The 18,642-nt window shown below is 56.2% G+C and carries 14 protein-coding genes and 1 other RNA gene; 7 read left to right on the top strand and 8 right to left on the bottom strand.

Annotation, left to right across the window (positions count from 1 at the left end; translation table 11 throughout):
- Positions 1 to 37: 37 nt before the first annotated feature.
- The 6 genes from KWG64_RS14710 to KWG64_RS14685 all read right to left on the bottom strand — a co-directional run bounded on the left by KWG64_RS14710 (position 38) and on the right by KWG64_RS14685 (position 6,715).
- Positions 38 to 1,021, bottom strand: coding sequence for an ornithine cyclodeaminase (locus KWG64_RS14710; protein ID WP_218522290.1), 984 nt, complete (start codon positions 1,019 to 1,021; stop codon positions 38 to 40).
- Positions 1,022 to 1,023: 2 nt separating this feature from the next.
- Complete coding sequence (locus KWG64_RS14705) at positions 1,024 to 2,022, bottom strand: 1-aminocyclopropane-1-carboxylate deaminase/D-cysteine desulfhydrase (protein WP_218522289.1); 999 nt, start codon at positions 2,020 to 2,022, stop codon at positions 1,024 to 1,026.
- Positions 2,023 to 2,084: 62 nt separating this feature from the next.
- Complete coding sequence (locus KWG64_RS14700; RefSeq protein ID WP_218522288.1) at positions 2,085 to 3,467, bottom strand: M20 family metallopeptidase; 1,383 nt, start codon at positions 3,465 to 3,467, stop codon at positions 2,085 to 2,087.
- A complete protein-coding gene (locus KWG64_RS14695) occupies positions 3,464 to 4,378 on the bottom strand; it encodes an ABC transporter permease (RefSeq protein WP_218522287.1) in 915 nt (304 codons plus the stop codon). Before KWG64_RS14695 ends, KWG64_RS14700 begins: the two co-directional genes overlap by 4 nt.
- A 1-nt stretch (position 4,379) precedes the next feature.
- On the bottom strand, positions 4,380 to 5,225 hold the full coding sequence (locus tag KWG64_RS14690) for an ABC transporter permease (protein WP_195815334.1): 846 nt from the start codon (positions 5,223 to 5,225) through the stop codon (positions 4,380 to 4,382).
- Positions 5,222 to 6,715 carry an ABC transporter substrate-binding protein gene (locus KWG64_RS14685; RefSeq protein ID WP_218522286.1) on the bottom strand — a complete coding sequence of 498 codons (1,494 nt, stop codon included), beginning with the start codon at positions 6,713 to 6,715 and terminating at the stop codon, positions 5,222 to 5,224. The genes KWG64_RS14690 and KWG64_RS14685 overlap by 4 nt, the downstream gene beginning before the upstream one ends.
- 185 nt (positions 6,716 to 6,900) lie before the next feature.
- On the opposite strand from KWG64_RS14685, the gene KWG64_RS14680 reads away from it, so the two are divergent.
- Positions 6,901 to 7,566: a GntR family transcriptional regulator gene (locus KWG64_RS14680; protein ID WP_218522285.1), complete on the top strand. Its 666-nt coding sequence runs from the start codon at positions 6,901 to 6,903 to the stop codon at positions 7,564 to 7,566.
- 82 nt (positions 7,567 to 7,648) lie between these two features.
- Here KWG64_RS14680 and KWG64_RS14675 read toward each other — a convergent pair whose 3' ends face one another.
- The gene (locus KWG64_RS14675; RefSeq protein WP_152327167.1) at positions 7,649 to 9,160 is read right to left on the bottom strand and encodes an anion permease; all 1,512 of its coding nucleotides are present in this window, start codon (positions 9,158 to 9,160) and stop codon (positions 7,649 to 7,651) included.
- Between the two features lie 635 nt (positions 9,161 to 9,795).
- On the opposite strand from KWG64_RS14675, the gene KWG64_RS14670 reads away from it, so the two are divergent.
- From KWG64_RS14670 to KWG64_RS14660, 3 genes are all read left to right on the top strand, one after another.
- Positions 9,796 to 12,573, top strand: coding sequence for a flavocytochrome c (locus KWG64_RS14670; protein ID WP_218522284.1), 2,778 nt, complete (start codon positions 9,796 to 9,798; stop codon positions 12,571 to 12,573).
- 389 nt (positions 12,574 to 12,962) lie between these two features.
- A non-coding RNA gene (locus tag KWG64_RS14665) (RtT sRNA) lies at positions 12,963 to 13,044 on the top strand.
- Positions 13,045 to 13,393: 349 nt separating this feature from the next.
- Positions 13,394 to 15,709: a molybdopterin-dependent oxidoreductase gene (locus tag KWG64_RS14660; protein WP_218522283.1), complete on the top strand. Its 2,316-nt coding sequence runs from the start codon at positions 13,394 to 13,396 to the stop codon at positions 15,707 to 15,709.
- A 17-nt stretch (positions 15,710 to 15,726) separates the two neighbouring features.
- On the opposite strand, the gene KWG64_RS14655 is transcribed toward KWG64_RS14660, so the two are convergent.
- The gene (locus KWG64_RS14655) at positions 15,727 to 16,614 is read right to left on the bottom strand and encodes a LysR family transcriptional regulator (protein WP_218522282.1); all 888 of its coding nucleotides are present in this window, start codon (positions 16,612 to 16,614) and stop codon (positions 15,727 to 15,729) included.
- Between the two features lie 104 nt (positions 16,615 to 16,718).
- Here KWG64_RS14655 and KWG64_RS14650 point away from each other — a divergent pair, with 104 nt between their 5' ends.
- The 3 genes from KWG64_RS14650 to KWG64_RS14640 all read left to right on the top strand — a co-directional run.
- Positions 16,719 to 17,348, top strand: a complete 630-nt coding sequence (locus KWG64_RS14650; RefSeq protein WP_218522281.1) for an NADPH-dependent F420 reductase — start codon at positions 16,719 to 16,721, stop codon at positions 17,346 to 17,348.
- A gap of 232 nt (positions 17,349 to 17,580) precedes the next feature.
- Positions 17,581 to 18,060 (top strand): Hcp family type VI secretion system effector, encoded by a 480-nt coding sequence (locus KWG64_RS14645; protein ID WP_218522280.1) that lies wholly within the window; start codon positions 17,581 to 17,583, stop codon positions 18,058 to 18,060.
- Positions 18,061 to 18,069: 9 nt separating this feature from the next.
- A partial coding sequence (locus tag KWG64_RS14640; RefSeq protein ID WP_218522279.1) for a hypothetical protein occupies positions 18,070 to 18,642 on the top strand: 573 nt, incomplete at its 3' end.

Genomic DNA, 18,642 nt, shown 5'->3' with positions numbered 1-18,642 from the left:
AACATTTTGTGCGGGTAAAGGATAAACAGCCAAAGTCTTACTCCGGGAAAAGCGATAAAAGCGTGCCCGTTCCGCGTTCGGCGGCGAGTTTTAGTACGCGCGATGCGAGGGCGATGTCAAAAACGTTGAGGCCGAACGAGGAGAAATACACGCTGTCATCAGCCGCCGGTCGCCAGCCGTCGAGCAGCAGATTGCCTAAATCGGCGTCCACGTGTTCGGGCAGGAATTTTCCTGCGCGGTACATCTGGAACAGGCTTTTGGCGCTGGTTTCACAGAAATCCCCCCATAAATCAACCAGCACGCGCGTCGAGCGGTTAATCGCTGCAAAGGACACTTCGTGATAGCCAACCTGAATCACCAGACGACCGGCGCGGACAGCTTCCGGCCCGAGCAGCGGTTCGGCGGCGCTGGTGCAGGTGATCACGGCGTCAGCGTCCTGCGCCAGCGCATTGTGAAGATCGGGAACCCGAATCAGCGGCCAGGGGAATTGCGCGGTATCCACCGGCAACGCAGTGGCACTGCGATCCCACCAGCTTACCTGGTGCAGATCGGGGAAAAGCTGGCGAAGCATGTCGAGATGAGCCAGTGCCTGAACACCCGCACCGAGCAGTAACACGCTTTGAACCGGACGCGGCGAGGCATTGCGCAGTGCAAGGGCCGACACCGCTGCGGTGCGCGTGGCGGTCAGCGCGCCGCTCTCCACCAGCCCGAGCGGCTGGCCGTTATCGGCGCGGTTAATCAGCGTCAGCGCCATCGCCTGCGGGAGCTTGTCCTGTGTATCCGGGCGATGTGCGGTCCATTTCACCCCGGCGGCGTTAAACCGCCCGCCAACGCTGGCGGGCAGCGCATACGCTTTGCCGCGCGGCGTGCCTAAACTGACGTGGGTTTCCGCAGGCATCTGCGCCGCATTCTGGCGCATCAGCGTGACAACGTCACAGATATCTTCCAGCGCGGCCTGCGGATCGGTGCCGCCCAGCGCCACCACGTCCGCGCGGCTCAGTGTGCGAAAACCGGATGTCATATTCAGTGCTCCAGCAACGTTTGTGCGAAAGGATAAAGCGCCGGTGAACCGCCGCAGTGCACGAAAATCACCCGCGAACCGGCGCTGATTTTGCCTTGCTCAGTCAGGCTGATTAAGCCGTGCATCGCTTTGCCGGTGTAAACCGGATCCAGCAACACACCTTCGGCCTGTGCAACGCGGTAAATGGCGTCGATACCGCCGTCAGAAGGCACACCGTAGGCGGTGCCGACAAAACCGTCTTCAATCCAGATATCTTCCGGCGTCCAGCTTTGCGGCCATTCGAGCAGGTCAGCGCAATCTTGCGCCATGGCTGAAATGCGGGTCTGGAACCAGTCGGCTTTAGCGCTGACGCTGATACCGGCAATTTTGGTGTCCGGCCAGTAACGGCGCGCACCGACGTACAACCCGGCCAGCGTGCCGCCGGAGCCGGTTGGGGCGACGATGACGTCCGGCGCTGGTTCGCCGCGAGCTTTCAGTTGGGCGTCCATTTCTTCGATGGCGCGGACATAACCCAGTGCGCCAAGCGGTGTGGCACCGCCCAGCGGGATAATCAGCGCTTTTTCGCCCCGCGCCTGTGCGGCGTCAGCATGGGCGTTCATCGCGCCTTCAATCTGAGTGAAATAGCCGTCCGGATCGAGAAACTCCAGCTCCGCGCCAAAGAGTTTGTCGAGCAGCAGGTTGCCCTGATACGTCTCAGGCTGATTGCCACGCAGCACCAGCACCGGTTTCATGCCGAACTTACGCGCGGCGGCGGCGACCATGCGCGCGTGGTTTGACTGATGTCCGCCGGTGGTGATCACCACATCCACGTTTTTGCGGCAGGCGTCGGCCATCAGATATTCCAGCTTACGGACCTTATTGCCGCCGCCGCCGAAACCGGTGTAGTCATCGCGTTTGATGTCCAGCGTGACGCCAAGTGAGTCGCCCAGAGTGGTCAGGCGCTCAAGCGGCGTGGGGAAGAACCCCAGTGGAACTCTTTCAAAATCATCGGACTGTTTCATGGTAAATATCCTGCTGGTTTATTTTTAAAACTTTCCCGGGAGTTGACGCAAAACACCGGCGGCTAAACCGCCGGTGCAGAAAAAGGGGGTTCCTCACCGAACAGGGTGATCCATTCAGTGACCGACTGCTGAAAACGTTCCAGCCCGCGCAGGGTGACGAATTCGTTCACGCCGTGCGCGTTGCCGCCGTGGCCCAGCCCGCCAATCAGGAAGGCCGGCGCCACGCGCGCGAAGATGTAAGCCGGTGCGCAACCGGGTGCCCACGGCCAGATCTGCGGTTTCGCGCCTTGCATTTCATAGCTGGTGAGCAGGGCGTCGACGCCGGGGCTGTGACGGACAAAACGGTGGCCGGGATAACTGTCGTCGAGTTCCAGTTCCACGCCGTCGAATTCCGGGCGGGCGAGCGTCTGGCGGATCACCGCCAGCAGGCTTTCACCGTCAATGCCCGGCGGAACGCGCAACGCAATCTCGGCGCTGGCGCTGCGGGGAATGACACCGCGTGACTCCAGCGGATCGCTGCGGATTTCCGAAATATTCAGCACCGCGCCGTTGATCAGCTGTTGCAGGCAGGCCAGCGTATCGCCGCTGACGGATAAGGTTTCGCTGCGGCGGAACTGTAATTCATCGGCGATGCTGAACTGCGCGGCGAGCGCACACAGCAGCCGGTTGGCTTCTTCATCAATGGCCTGCCGGGCAATTACGCCGCTGTTATGTGCGGGCGCGATGGCGTTCAGCGCGGCAACCAGCCGCCAGACGGGGTTGGCGATCCAGTTAGCGTTACTGGCGTGGATCGCCGCAGACGGGCCGCCCCATTTGCCGCCGCTGACTTTTAAGCGGCCTCCGCTCAGCCCGCTGAATCCGAGATAAACGCGCGGCTCGCCGCCGCCGTATTCGCACAGTGACGGGAAAAAGACCGCGCTGGCGGCTGAGACCGGGCAGGGATCCTGCGCCAGATAGCGGCGCAGCTGGCCGCTGCCCGTTTCTTCTTCGCCTTCCAGAATAATTTCAATATTGACGCTGAGTTTTCCGCTGTCGCACAGTGATTTCAGCGCCATCAGCATGCCAGCCAGCGGGCCTTTGTTGTTCTCGGCACCGCGCGCAATAAATACTTCGCCGACGCCCGGCCATTCAGATACGCCACCGCTGAACGGCGGAAATTCCCAGCCCGCGTCATCTGCGGGCATCACGTCATACATGTTGTAAAGCACCAGCGTTTTTTCCGCCTGCCGGTCAATGCGCATATGCACCAGCGGCGGGGCGTTTTGCACGGTTTGTTCACTTACCGCCAGCACCGGAATGCCGCCCAGTTCGGTACGGATCCAGTCTTCCAGCCACTGCGCCAGTGCGCGTTGCTGATCAATCTGGCCGGAAACGCTGGCAAACGGCGTGATGGCAGACAGCAAATCCAGCGTCGGGTAAATCGCGGGCGTAATGGAAATACTCACAGGCGGATCCTCGGATTCAGTACCCCATAGAGCAGGTCGATAATCAGGTTGATGCCGACAAACACCAGCGCGGCCAGTAGCACAATGGCCTGCACCAGCGGGAAATCACGGTTCTGAATGGCCTGCACGGCGAGGCGGCCAATGCCCGGCCAGGCAAAAATGATTTCCGTTACCAGCGCGCCGCCGAGCAACGAGGCGAAATACATTCCCTGCACGGTAATGACCGGGATCAGCGCATTGCGTAATCCGTGGCGCACCACAATCCGCCAGGCACTCAGCCCCTTGGCGCGCGCGGTGCGGATGTAATCCTGCTGCATCACGTCAATCAGGCTGGCGCGGATCAGGCGCGCAATCGCGCTCATGTAATACGCGCCGAGGCTCAGCGCAGGCATGATGAGCTGACTGGCGCTGCCATAACCGCCGGACGGCAGCCAGCGCAGGTTCAGGCTGAACACAATAATCAGCAGCAGCCCGAGCCAGAAAACCGGGATTGCCTGACCGCTGAACGCCAGCAGACGCGAGAGCAAATCCCACGCGGTGTTCTGGTACAGCGCGCTGATAATGCCGAGCAGCAAACCGGCCACCGTGCTCCAGATGAGGGCACTGACGGCGAGCAAGAGCGTGGCGGGAACGCGCTGACCAATTAACTCCGTAACCGGCTGGCTGTAGCGCAGGGATTCGCCGAGATCGCCGTGTAAAACGCCGGTGAGATAATGTCCGTATTGCCAGATAAGTGAACGATCAAAGCCCATGCTGTGGCGGAAATTCTCGATTTCCTGCTGGCTTGAACCGGGCGGCATCATGACCGCCGCCGGATCTCCGGTGAGGTGCAAACTGTAGAAAATCAGCAGGGAAACGCCGAACATTACCAGCACGGATTGCCCGAGGCGTTGCAGGATATAACGCAGCATGTCAGTCGAGCCTCGTGTGGGTTTTGCGCAGCAGGCTGTCGCCGAGCAGGTTGCAGCCGATCACCAGCGCGGCAATCACCAGCCCCGGATACAGCACCAGCCACTGCGCGAGCAGCATGTAAGAACGGCCTTCGCCGATCAGATTCCCCAGCGTCGGCGTCGGCGGCTGAATGCCCATGCCGAGAAAACCAATCGACGCTTCAAGCACGATAAGCCGCGGAATATCCAGTGTCAGCAGGACAATCAGCGGCGTCATCAGGTTCGGTAAAACGTGGCGCAGCAAAATGCGCGGCGTCGAAAAGCCCATGGCTTTGACGGATTCGATGTATTCCAGCTCGCGGATTTCCAGCGTTTTGGCGCGCGCCACGCGGGCGTAAATCGCCCAGCTGGTGACACCCATAATCAGGATGATGTTGGTCAGCGACGCGCCGAACAGCGCCATCACCAGTAAGATCAGCAGGATAAACGGCACCGCCAGCTGAATGTCCATCAGGCGCATGATCAGCGCGTCCAGCCAGCCGCCCGTGTATCCGGCAATCATGCCCAGCACCGAACCGATCACCGCCGCAATCACCGCCGCCAGCAATACCACCATCAGCGAAAGGCGGGTGCCTGCCAGAATACGTGACAATAAATCGCGCCCCAGCTGATCGGTGCCGAGCAGATGCTGACCGCCGGGGGCAGAAAATGCCGCGACCAGATCGTTCTTCAGCGGATCCGGCAGCGGTAACCACGGCGCAAGAAGCGCCGGGATGATGACCAGCAACAGCAAAAGGCCGCCGAGAATACCGTCGCCATAAAAGCGACGACGGGGTTTTCTCTGCAAAACCGAACGCAGTGAAATCATTTAAGCCTCAGGTCGAACAGCGGAATGCGGGAGTCTGCGCGGCCTTTGAAGGTCACGTTATCCGCGCTGGCGTACAGTGAATCTTCCTTGTAAAGCGGGATCAGCGGTTGCTGTACCGCCACAACCTGCTGGATTTGCTGCAAAATCTTCTCGCGTTTGGCCGGGTCCACCGTGGTGCGGCTGCTGTTAAGCAGGGCGTCCAGCTCCGGAGAATTCACTGTTGAATACGGCTCGCCGGAATGCAGGATCGGGTACAGCGCGGCATCGGCGTCGAGCGTCTGGGTGGAACCCCACGCCAGCATGTACAGCGGAGCCTGTTTCTGCGCCGCCACCTGCTGGGTATAAACCGACCATTCCGGGACTTCCAGCTCGGCTTTCACGCCGATCGCCGCCAGATCCTGTACGATCGCCTGTGCCACATCGGCGCTGGCAATATAACGACGCGGTGCCTGGAATTTCAGGGTGAAGCCCTGCGGATAACCGGCTTCCGCCAGCAGGGATTTCGCTTTCGCGACGTCCTGCGCCGGTGCCGGGATCGCGTCATAGCCAAAATCTTTCGGCCCGGCCATCGTGCCGGTTGGCGTCCCGAAACCGTGGAGCAAATCGCGGGTATACGCCGTGCGGTTCAGTGCCAGAGAAAGCGCCTGACGCACGCGCACGTCGTTCAGCGGTTTCTGGTCGTTCTTCAGCCCGAGGTAAATCGTCAGGCCGCCGTTTTTGACCTGCTCAAGATGCACGCCCGGTTTGTTTTTCAGCGCCGGAACCAGATCGGCCGGAACGCCATCCACCAGCTGAACTTCACCGGTCAGCAGGGCGGTGATACGGGCAGTGGCTTCAGGAATTGGCCGCCAGGTGACGGTATCGATTGCGGGCTTACCACGCCAGTAATCCGGATTGGCCTGCATCACGACTTTTTCGTCGGGGATAAACGTCTGCAAGGTGTACGCCCCGGACCCGACCGGTTTACGCGCAAATTCAGCCGCGCCCACTTTTGTGACATAGGCCGGTGGCACAATGTATGTCGGGTAGCGGCTCATGCGCGTGGGCAACAGCGGATCCGGGCCGCTGGTATGAATTTTCACCTGATAATCACCGGTGACTTCCACTGATTTAATTGTGCGGATATAAGAGATGGTCGGCGCGTGGTTTGCGGGATCAAGAATACGGTCGAGAGAGAATTTGACGGCCTGCGCATTGACCGGCTCGCCGTCGCTGAATTTCACGCCCTGACGTAATGTGAATTCCCAGGTGGTGTCGTCGAGCGACTTCCAGCCGGTTGCCAGCCCCGGCTGCAACTGCATATTGGCATCGCGCAGCACCAGCGTATCAAAGAGGTTGTCCACCAGCGTGGCGGATTCTTTCAGGAAGCCCGGATCCATTGCCGTGGCAGAAGTGGTTTGCGCGATCACCAGTTCAGAAGCGAAAGCGGCAGGTGTTGCGAGGCCAGTCAGCAAAGCCAGTGACGCCAGTTTGAAGGCAGGTATTCTCATTACGGTCATTCCCAAAGTGAAGCCGCCAGAAAGGTTGACGGAATTAAATGAAGTCGGTGCGTTAGAAAAAACGTTCAATCAATGTTCAATTCCTTAATACATGATATATCCTATATAATGTATTTTTGGCAAGCCAGAGTTTAAACTGCAAAAGCAAATCGATAATTTTGCTAAAGGAAAGTCACATGTTTGAGATGGAAAAAGCGCAGCGAGTCAGCCTGACGATGCAGGTTGAAGCGAAGCTGAAAGGAGCGCTGATTGTCGGTGTACTCAAGCCGGGCGCGCGACTGGTCACGAAAGAGATTGCAGAAAAACTGGGAACCAGCGTCACACCGGTACGCGAAGCGTTATTGCGGCTGGTCTCTGCCGGTGCGCTGGATGCCACGCCCGCGCAGGCGTTTCTGGTGCCAAAGATTCCCCAGTCACGCTATCAGGAAATCACGCTGATCCGCAAAAATCTGGAAGGGCTGGCGGTGTCGCAGGCCTGTGAGCGGGTCACCGCAGATCACATCGCGCTGCTGAAAAAACTGAACGCAAAATTCCTGGCCGCCAAAAGAGAAAACAAGGTGGAAGAGGCGCTCGAGGCCAACCGCGAGTTCCGCTTTACGCTGTATGAGATGGCCGGAATGCCGACGCTGATGGCGCTGATCGAGCAACTCTGGGTGCAGATCGGCCCGTGCTTTAATTACCTCTATCCGCAGTCTTCGCCGATGACGCAGGGCAAGCACAATTATGATCAGTTGCTGCTGGCGCTGGAAGCCGGCGACAGCAAACGCTGCGTGAAGCTGGTCCACAAAGCGATTGATGACGGCGCGGCTATTCTGGTGGAACACTATTTTTCACAGGAATAATTCAGCGCTGTGCCGGACGGTTCCCGCCCATAAAAAAGGTGCACAAATGTGCACCTTTTTGCTTATAACGCCGTGGCGTTTATCAGAACATCAGAACCATCCACGGATAGGCAATCAGCATCATCCCGCCGAGGAAGATGGCACCGAAAATGGTGCCCAGACGCCAGTAATCTTTGGTTGGCAGATAGCCGCTGCCGTAATAAATCGGGCTCGGGCCGGTGCCGTACGGCGTAATAATCCCCATCACACCCAGCGATGTCACCATCATCAGGCAGTAAACCGGCATGTTGATGCCCGGAATGGCGGCGGCGATGGTCAGCATCGCCGGTAACAGCGCGGTGGTGTGCGCCGTGGTACTGGCGAACAGATAGTGCAGCAGGAAGAACGCAATCAGCAGCATCACAGCGGCGACCTGCGGGTCGAAACCGTTGAGCAACTGGCCGCCTTCTTTACCCAGCCAGGCGATGAAACCGACGCGCGCAAGGCCATCCGCCAGCGCGACCAGCGTGGCAAACCAGGCGAAAGTATTCCAGGCCGGTTTGTTGCTGGTAATGTCGTTCCAGTTCAGTACGCCGGTCCACAGCATCAGAACCACCACCAGCAATGCGGCCAGCGCCGGTTCAATCCAGGCGGCGGCAAAAATCCACATCAGCAGGGCGGAACACACGAAGATCAGCAGCAGGATTTCGTTACGCGACAGCTTGCCCAGTTTCTCCAGCTCAGCCTTCGCCCATTTCGGCACTTCATCGTTAATTTTGACTTCCGGCGGATAGAACCAGTACGCCAGCAGCGGCATGGTCAGGATCAGAATCACGCCCAGCGGCAGGAAGGCTAGGAACCACATGCCCCATGAAATGTTGAAACCGATGATGCTTTTTACCAGTGCCAGCGCCAGCAGGTTCGGGGCCAGTGCGGAGAGGAACATCGAACTGGTGATACAGGCGGCGGTGATTGCCACCCACATCAGATACGAGCCGATTTTACGTGCGCTCGGGTCGTTCGGTTTGGAACCGTACAGCGGCGGCAGGTTGGCGATGATCGGGTAAATTGTCCCGCCGCTGCGCGCCGTGTTAGAAGGCGTGAAGGGCGCGAGCAACAGGTCAGCGAAGGTGATGGCGTAACCGAGCGTCAGGCTGCGACGACCCAGATATTTCACCAGAATCAGCGCCAGACGGCGGCCAAACTGCGTTTTGTCATAACCGGCGGCAAACATAAAGGCACCGAAAATCAGCCAGACCGTGGAATTACCAAAGCCGCTGACCGCCCATTTAAAGGCTTCGGTCGGCATTTTAAACTTCGGATCTGCCAGTTCTGCCGGGCTGAACAACAGCCACTGGCCGAACAGCGCGATGACTACCACGCCGGTCAGGCCGATCACCGCACCGGGCAACGGCTCGAAAATCAGACCGACAATTACCCCGACGAAGACGGCGAAGAAATGCCAGGCATAAGGTTGTAATCCGGCGGGAACCGGCGTCAGCAGCAACAGCACTGCCACCAGAACTGGCAGGAATAGCATGATCAGACGTTTTTTTTGCCCCGCAGAGGCCGGAGCGGCCTTGTTGGGGTCATTCAAAGTCGTTGTGGGTTTCATAGTTTGGTCTGCCCGTGATTGAAAGTGAGCGTTACGCCCTGGTTGTCCATGCGTGATTTCGTGTTCGAAAAAGTCATTTTGCTATTTCACTTTGACATCTTAAATCCATGAATTTTTCTTTATCGGAAGCTTGTCACGTATTACAAAAAGATGATGTTTTGAGTAAGAGATGATTAAAAACTAAATATTATCTGTAACCTGCATGACCCCACGAAGTCATTATTATTTAAATAAAATACCACTGTAAGTTGTGTGGTTATTTTTTGGCAAAAAGTCCTGCTAATGAGAATGTAGAGTAAAATTTCACAAAATCCAGTTTCCAGCCCCAACCTGCTGATTTATCAGGTGAGATTTTTTATGTTAATCAAAAGTTGATTTTTGTCAATCGCTCGATAACAATTGGAGATGGTATTTGGTTTAATGTCGGGTAAATAAACAACTCCTGTTCCCTCGAACGTTATAACGACCCACATCGCCCTTTTCTTTATTCGCACAAACAGAAAAGTAAACACAAAAGTAAACAGAAAATCAGACCGATTTTTTTAAATTCATCACCTGCATCGGATTGCTTAATTTAACGGTAAGTAATGCGGCCACGGAAAATTCAAGACTTTTAAATTGCGGAGTTGATCAACATGAATAAGCTCACCCCGGTCCTTAAGCCACTGACGCTGCCGAACGGCGCGGTGCTGAAAAACCGCCTGCTGATGGCGCCTATGACCACCTGTACGGGCTTTTACGACGGTACCGTCACCAGCGAACTGGTGGAATATTACCGCGACCGCGCCGGCAGCATCGGGACCGTCATCGTTGAGTGTTGTTTCATTGATCGTTTAGGCCCGGCGTTTCCGGGCGCGATTGCCATCGACAGCGACAACAAAATTCCCGGCCTGAAAAAAATTGCGGACGCCATCAAATCCAAAGGGTCGAAAGCGATTCTGCAGATTTATCACGGCGGCCGTATGGTCGAACCTGAACTGATCGGTGGCCGTACGCCGGTTGCGCCGAGTGCTATCGCCGCGCCGCGTGAAGGTGCCACCACACCGAAAGAACTGACCGGCGAAGAAGTGGAAACCATGATCACCAAATTTGGTGATGCCGTGAACCGTGCGATTAAAGCCGGTTTCGACGGCGTGGAAATCCACGGTGCGAACACGTATCTGATTCAGCAGTTCTATTCCCCGAACTCCAACCAGCGCACCGACAAATGGGGCGGCGACCGCGACAAACGCGCGCTGTTCCCGATGGAAGTGCTGGAAATCACCCATAAAATGGCGAAACGCTTCGCCGACGCCTCCTTTATTATCGGCTACCGTTTCTCGCCGGAAGAGCTGGAAGTGCCCGGCATCCGTTTCGACGACACGATGTACCTGCTGGAAAAACTCGCCGCGCGCGGGCTGGATTACGTGCATTTCTCCGTCGGCCAGCTGCTGCGTCCTTCTATTGTCGATACCCAGGATCCGACGCCGCTTATCACGAAATTCCGCGCCATGCGTTCTGAGACGCTGGCCAAAGTGCCGGTGATTGGCGTGGGCGGTGTGGTGAATAAATCCGACGCCGAAAGCGCGCTGGAGCACGGCTTTGATCTGGTGGCGGTGGGCAAAGCCTGCATCGCGTACCCGGACTGGGCTGACCGCATCATCAATAACGATCACCTTGAGCTGTACATCGACAGCCACAAACGTGAAGAGCTGAATATTCCGGAACCGCTGTGGCGCTTCTCGCTGGTCGACGCCATGATCCGCGACACCAGCGTCACTGGCCGTAAATATAAGGCCGGTGTTTATCAGGAGAAAGTCGAAGCCGAAGCGCTGAAACTGAAAATCAACGTGGTGCTCGACACCGACCGTATTACTGATATTCAGCTGGTCAAAGATGACTCGCTGGACGTCGATTTCACCACCACGTTCGAAAGCCTGCGTACCCGCATGCTGGTTGCCAACAGCCCGCACGTTGATGCGATTACCGGCGCAACTACGCAGAGTGAGGCGCTGAAAAAAGCCGTTTCACGCGCCATGACGACCTCGAACAAAGAACACGTCATTGATGAAGGCGGCAACCCGCAGGCACCGCAAAACTTTGACGTTGTGGTCATCGGCAGCGGCGGCGCAGGGCTGGCGGCAGCAATTCAGGCGCACGACGACGGCGCGCATGTGGTGATTATCGAAAAAATGCCAACCATTGGCGGCAACACCATCAAAGCCTCCGTCGGGATGAACGCGGCAGAAACCCGCTTCCAGAAACTCAAAGGCATCGAAGACAGCAAAGACCTGTTCTATGACGAAACGCTGAAAGGCGGGAAGTTTAAAAACAATCCGGTCCTGCTGCGCGAGTTCGTTGAACTGGCACCGGAAGCTATCGAATGGCTGGCGGCGAAAGAGATCGAACTTAACGACATCACCATCACCGGCGGGATGAGCATCGACCGCACGCACCGTCCGGCGGACCGTTCTGCGGTGGGCGGATTCCTCATCAGCGGTCTGGTGAAAAACATTAACAAACGCGAAATCGAAGTCCTGCTGGAAACGTCTGTTTCGGAAATCCTGTTCGAAAACGGCGCTGTCTCCGGCGTGCAGGTGGTTGATGAATATAACGACACCCGCATCCTGAATGCGAAAAGCGTCATTGTTGCCACCGGGGGGTTCAGCGCCAACCGTAATATGGTGGTGAGCTACCGTCCGGATCTCGACGGTTTCGTGACGACCAACCACGCAGGCGCCACCGGCAGCGGCATCGCGATGCTGCAAAAACTGGGCGCAGATACCGTGGACATGGGTGAAATCCAGATCCACCCGACGGTCGAACAAACCACGTCGTACCTGATTTCCGAAGCCATTCGCGGCGGCGGGGCGATTCTGGTCAGTCAGGCGGGTCACCGCTTCTACAATGAAATGGAAACCCGCGACAAAGTCTCCGCCGAAATTATCGCTCTGCCGGAGAAAAGCGCGTGGATTATCTTCGATGAGCAGGTGCGGGCAAATAACAAAGCCGCGGATGAATACATCGCAAAAGGGTTTGTGCTCAGCGCACCGACACCGCAGGAACTGGCCGTCAAACTGAACATGGATCCGCAGGTGCTGGCCGACACGCTGGAGCGCTATAACCTGTTCGTGGTCGCGAAAAAAGACGAAGACTTTGGCCGTACGACTGCGCTGCGTCACCCGCTCAATCAGGGGCCGTTCTTTGCGATCCGCATCGCACCGGGCGTTCACCACACCATGGGCGGCGTCACCATCAACCCGGACACCGCGGTTCTGGATGCCCAGAAACAAATCATCCCGGGCGCCTGGGCTGCCGGTGAAGTCGTGGGCGGTATCCACGGCGCAAACCGGATTGGCGGTAACGCCGTGGCCGATATCATCATCTTTGGCACCCTGGCGGGGAGGAAGGCGACGGCGTTTTCAAAAGGATAAACATCGCGCTGTGCGCATAAGCGTGGGACTGGACTGACCGAGAAAATTTCGGTTTCTCAATTGCAGTGATCGCTCAGCGGCTGACGCCGAAACCGACCAAAGAGGCCCAGGACGTGGCCTCTTTGGAATCTCCACGTCTTTTTCAACACGCGCTATCGCTCGCTGGCCCTGTTTCAGCAACTCAGGCTAGTGCCGCAAACGCCGCCGCTGTGCGGTACTTTCGCTTCGGGTTCGAACCTGCTCGAAAAAAGACTCTCGCTGTTTCTCACCACTCTCTCAACGTCGTTTTGAAAGCGGCCAATGGCTATGTAATTCAAAAGATACATGCAGGCTGGATTTTGAATTTAAAAATCCTCCAGCCGCTTTCAGAAGCTTGCCGAGCGAAGTGTTTCGAGACCAATGGCTCGAGCCGAGCGAAGCGAGACAGCGTCACGGAGTGACGACCCGAAGGGCGAGGCCGCAGGCCGAGTAAAACCGAGTAAGGGAACCGCGTAGCGGCAAGTTTTCGCGGCAATAATTGTGGCTGATGAAATATAGCCAGCGAGCGATAGCGCGTGTTGAAAAAAGCGAGGAGGGATACAAGGGAGGAAAAGCACTTTCCTCCCTTGCTCGGTTTCGGCACCCGCCGCTAAGTGATCGAATTTATTGAAAAACCGAAAATTTCTCGGTCCAGCTATTAACTGCCCCTAGGGTAGGTTATCAACCTCATAACGTTATGATAAAAATAGCATTAACACCGATCGCGTAGCGAACACGTTACCGGCATGTTAATGTGCGTTTTTGCCTGCCAATTTTTGCCAATAATAAAAGCCTGCTAATAATGAAAAACAATCACGATCTGGCCGTTATGCACTGGGGGACGTACCGCGTCACCACCGATGACGGTGTTTTGAAATCTGTTAAACCGGTGGAATGGGATCGCAACCCGTCCGAAATCGGCCAGTCGCTGGTCGGTGGCGTCGACGGTGACAGCCGTATCCGCCGCCCCGCGGTGCGCCTCGGCTATTTACAACACGGCGCGGCCTCACGTGAAGGGCGCGGGAAAGAGCCGTTTGTGGAAGTCAGCTGGGACACCGCGTTATCGCTTATCGCAGGCGAGCTTCAGCGGGTGAAAACCGAACACGGCAATTCCGCGTTTTATGCCGGTTCCTACGGCTGGTCGAGCGCCGGGCGTTTCCATCACGCACAAAGCCAGATGCACCGGTTCTTCAACCAGTTTGGCGGCTACACCGGCAGCACCAACACTTACAGCCTGGCCGCTGCTGAACGTTTATTACCCCACATCATCGGCGATCTGGACGTCCTGCAAAAACAACACACGCACTGGTCGGTTCTGGCCGGAAATTGCGAACTGTTTGTCGCTTTTGGCGGCCTGCCGTGGCGCAATGCGCAGGTTAACGGCGGCGGCGCGAACGATCACTCCCTGAAATACTGGCTCCAGACCATGGAGCAAACGGGTACGCGCTTTATCAACGTCAGCCCGGTGAAAAACGATCTGTCTTCGGTGAAATCCGCGCAGTGGATCTCCCTCAAACCGGGCAGCGATACCGCGCTGCTGCTGGCGCTGAGCTATGTTCTGATCGACGAATCCCGCTATAACGCCGGTTTTGTTGCCAGCCATACCGTCGGATTTGACACCTGGCGCGACTACCTGACCGGCGAGAAAGACGGCAAAGCCAAAACGCCGGAGTGGGCAGAATCCCTGACCGGTATGAGCGCGGAAAGCATCCGGGCGCTGGCGCGGGAGATGTCGGAAAAGCGCACGATGATCAACATCGCGTGGTCATTGCAGCGGGCAAGGCAGGGCGAACAGACCTTCTGGGCGACGGTGGCGCTGGCGTCACTGCTCGGGCAAATTGGTACGCCGGGCGGCGGGCTGGGTTTTGCCTATGCCTCGACCAATCTCGCCGGTTCCGACCGCCGCACCTTCTCCGGCCCGCGTTTGCCGATGGGCAAAAATGCGATGAGCGAGCATATTCCGGTTGCACGGCTTTCCGACATGCTGCTCAGTCCGGGCGCGGAATATCAGTTTGACGGCAAAAATTGCCGGTATCCGGATATCCGCGTGGTGTACTGGGCGGGCGGCAATGCGTTTCACCATCATCAGGACATCAACCGGCTGATCACCGCCTGGCGTAAACCGGACACCGTCGTGGTTCACGAACAGTACTGGACGGCACAGGCGAAATTCGCCGATATCGTGTTGCCGGTGACGACATCGCTTGAACGTGAAGACATCGGCAGCGCCAGCAATGACGGCTTTATGATTGCTATGCGTCAGCATATTCCGCCGTTTGCAGAGGCAAAAAGTGACTACGGAATTTTCGCCGAACTGGCCGAAAAAATGGGCTTTGGCGAGGAATTCAGCGAAGGGCGCGACCCGGCGCAATGGCTGCACCATATCTATGAAATTTCGCGTCCGCGTGCCGAAGCTGACGGCATCGAACTGCCTGACTTTGAAGATTTCTGGCAGCAGGGAAAAATGGAGTATGCGCGGCCGGACACACCGCAGATCTTCCTGAAAGCGTTCCGCGATGACCCGCAAGGCGCGCCACTCGCCACGCCATCGGGCAAAATCGAACTGTTTTCGCAGACCGTCGCCGACTTTGATTACGAAGAATGTCCCGGTTTTCCGTTCTGGTTTGAACAGGATGCGCAGGAACAGCAGGCCTTCAGCGCCCGCTGGCCGCTGCATCTGCTTTCCAGCCAGCCACGTACGCGTCTGCACAGCCAGTACGATCACGGTGTCGTCAGCCGCAGTACTAAAGTGCAGGATCGCGAACCGTTGTGGCTTCACCCGCAGGACGCCGCTGCGCGCGGCATCACAGAAGGCAGCATCGTGCGCGTCTTTAACGATCGCGGGGCGATTTTAGCGGGCGTGCATATCACGGAAGATTTGCGTCCCGGCGTGGTGCAGATGTCCACGGGGGCCTGGTATGACCCGCAGGATCCGACGCAGCCGGATTCAATCGATAAGCACGGCAATCCTAACGTTCTGACGGAAGATCGCGGGAGTTCGCGCCTCGGTCAGGGGTGTACCGCGCAAAGTTGCTGGATAGAGATCGAGCGCTGGGATGCACCACTGCCGGATGTGACGGCGTTTCAGCCTCCGGCTTTTGTCGGGGCAGACGCGTAAAATGGTGACGGTGCGATTCAGCCAAACGCCTCTTTAATCGCATTAATAAAGCAGCGGATTTTCACAGTTTGCCGCAGCCCGGCCGGTGTCAGTACATGCATCGGCCGGGAAGGGCCGGTGTAATCCGGCAAAATCTGCACCAGCCGTCCTTGCGTAATTTCCTCATTGAGCACATCTTCCGGCCCCAGCGTCACGCCGTAACCTTTGACCGCCGCATGCAGCAAGGCCCGCCAGTCATTGGCGCGTAAACGCCCGGTGGGGTGGACTTCATGGGTTTTTCCGTCCTTGCTGAATATCCAGCGGCACGGATCCTGTGGCGGCCAGATCCCGTAAACCAGACACGAATGCTGCGCCAGACTGGCAGGCGTATCCGGCACACCGTGTTGCGCCAGATAGCCTGGCGAAGCGCAGGCAATCAGCCGGTAAGGCCGCAGCGGGCTGGCAATCATCGGGCCGTCGCTGAGTTCGCCAATGCGCAAAATCACCTCATAACCTTCCTCGACCGGATCGACCATCCGGTCGGTCAGCGTCAGCTCGACCTGCGTTTCCGGGAATTTATCCAGATATTGCGTAATAAAAGGCGCGAGCGCAGAAGAACCGAACGTCACTGGTGCATTCACGCGGATAACGCCAGACGGTGTGGCTTTCATGTCCAGCGCAATCGCATCGGCGGCTTCCGCCTCGGCCAGCACCAGTTTGCAGCGTTCATAATAGCTTCGGCCAATATCGGTGAGATGCTGACGGCGCGTGGTCCGGTTGATCAGCACGGTGCCCAGCCGCGTTTCGAGCCGGGCAATATGCTTAGCCACCATCTGCGGAGAGATCCGCAATGCCTCCGCGGCGGCTGCAAAAGAGCCCAGTTCGGACGTCCTGACGAACACATTCATGCTGGTTAACCGGTCCATGATTCACTCCTTTTTGTTGTTTGTCTGTGCTGATGACGGCGATTTATCAACGCTGAGTATCGAATTATTCTTTATCTTTCTGCAACGAAATGAAAGGTGAAATCATGAAAATAGGCATTATTGGCGCGGGGTTTGTCGGCCGCGCAGTCGCCAGACTGGCACTCAAAGCGGGGCATCAGGTGATGCTGAGTAATTCACGCGGGCCGCAGACATTGTTCAGCCTGAAACCTATGATTGGTTGTGAAATCGGGACTGCCACGGAAGCCGCCATTTTCGGTGATATCGTGGTGATTGCCGTGCCGCTGACCGCCATCGGGCAATTACCGGCCGCCGAACTCACCGGAAAGCAGGTTATCGACGCCGTAAATTACTACCCTGATCGCGACGGTCAGGTGCCCGAACTGGATAGCCACACGACAACCACCAGCGAATATCTTGCCGGTTTCCTGCCGGGCGCGACCATCACCAAAGCGTTTAACTCGATTCGGATGACCGATCTTGAAAACGAAGGCTTACCCGCCAGCGACCCGCAACGCCGCGCACTCCCGCTGGCCGGTGACAACACCGCAACGAAAAAACGCGTGGCCGGTTTGTACGATGCCTTTGGTTTCGACGCCGTCGACGCCGGTTCGCTCTCCGAAGGCTGGCGCTTCGAACGCGGCACGCCGACGTATTGTGTGCTGATGTCGAAAGAAGAACTGAAGGTTGGGCTGGAAGGGACGAAGAGGGATTAAGAATAGTCAGTCAGGGTGGCAATAATAAATGACTAGGCTAAAACGAATAAATCCGTAAATTCGTTCCTCGAACAACCTGAGTTACTTAATTTATTGAGTAACTCATTTTCTTTAAAGCATTTTCACTTAGGAATATATCCTCTTTGTATTTATTCAATTTATCCATTGAAATATAGCATTTGTTTCACCATCACGATTAGGTTACAACCTCTTAAATTAAAAGGAGGCTCCAATGGCTAATCTGATCTACATGACCTTAATGGGTGAAAAACAAGGGCTGATATCACAAGGTTGCGGAACCTATGATTCCATGGGGAATAAATATCAGGCTGCGCATCGGGATCAAATATTTCTTCTCGCACTTTCTCACAGCACACACCGGGTTCAAAATGTTTGTCATCAACCCGTTTCTGTGACCAAAACTATCGATAAATCCTCACCCTTGCTGGGTGTTGCCATTGCCAATAACGAAAAATTGCAGTGCAACTTTGATATTCTGCGTATAAATAAAACGGGAATGAGCGAAAAGTACTATTCCATCGAATTACGCGACGCGTACCTGATTGATGTTGCCCTAAATTTCCCACATTCCGTCGATCACAATGGTGCCGAAGCTGAAGAAACACTGATATTGATTTTCAACAGCATAACGTGGCATCACCATCAGGCCGGAACTTCCGGTTACAGCTTCTGGCAAGATATTGTGATGTAAGGGAATAATATGACTGAGCGGAAAGATATCAAGGATGGAATTTTATCGTCAGGAGAAACGAGTGGGGCAATCTACACCAAAATTTTGGGTTGGATAGATCTCGGGCATGCAAGTGGCGAAGATTCGCGACGGCTCAAAGCTATTTTGCTTGAAGAGAAAGGGCGTAAATTTTTTCCGGAATTTAATGGGTGGTATTTTCCCGTAGATTACTACCAGGATTTTGGGAAGAAAATAAAAGTGGGTAACTTTCAGACCGTGGTATATATGGGAATAAATACTCCATTGATGATTCGCTCATGCCTTAGTTGGGAGATTAAGAAGCGTATAGCACTGACCATTATGATGAGAACGGCTTATCGTCTTGAGGCTTTCGAGCAATCTCCGATGTTTTCCTGGTATACCGACAGTGGCTTCAGCGGGGAGGATTTAGTCTCGGATTTAGTCGGGTTTTATCGCATTTTCGGAGATGGAATCGATCCGGTTGTACTTTCGTGTCCGACAACTAAGCAGTATGCGCTTGCAATATGGGATCATTACGGCCCTGTTGGTAGTTTTAAGAACCGAGAGTTTCGGCCCTTACTT

Source organism: Rahnella sp. PD12R, from assembly GCF_019200965.1.
GTDB classification, from domain to species: Bacteria; Pseudomonadota; Gammaproteobacteria; order Enterobacterales; family Enterobacteriaceae; genus Rahnella; species Rahnella laticis.
This window is presented reverse-complemented; position numbering and strand designations above follow the sequence as displayed.